The 455-nt window shown below is 68.4% G+C and carries 1 pseudogene; it reads right to left on the reverse strand.

Annotated features, from left to right (window positions below):
- Positions 1-455 (reverse strand): annotated as a pseudogene (locus tag EN808_RS36660) (hypothetical protein); the annotation flags it as partial.

The raw sequence follows: 455 nt of genomic DNA on the forward strand, positions 1-455 counted from the left end.
GGCGTCGAAGGCAGCGGTGTCGTTCGGGTCGCTTTGCGCGATGTTGTTGAGTTCGGCGGTGTGGACCTCCGCTACCTGATCCTGCTCATATTGCTTGCGGCGCTGATTTTGCTGCGCCGCCATGCGCCGCCCGCCGACCGCGCGAAGCGCCTCCTTGCGCGCCACAAGGCCGGGGCGGACCTCGGGCGGCAGCTGCTTCAGGAAATTGCCGAACAGCGTGTCGAACAGGCCGGTCTTCACCACCTGGCCGGTGTATGGATCGACCTGGCCATACATGGCATCGTGCAGGCCGGCGCCGTCGGCGGGCGAATTGGCCACGGCATCGGCCTCGGCCTTGGCGAGTTCGCCGTTCAGCCGGCGCGCGGCGATCTCGGTGTCGAAGGCCTGCTGCTGCGCCTTGCGCTGCTCGTAGCGCTCGGCCGCGGCCTGCCACCGGTCGCCGAATTGCTGCATCG

This window comes from Mesorhizobium sp. M8A.F.Ca.ET.165.01.1.1 (assembly GCF_004792065.1).
In the GTDB taxonomy this organism is placed as follows: domain Bacteria; phylum Pseudomonadota; class Alphaproteobacteria; order Rhizobiales; family Rhizobiaceae; genus Mesorhizobium.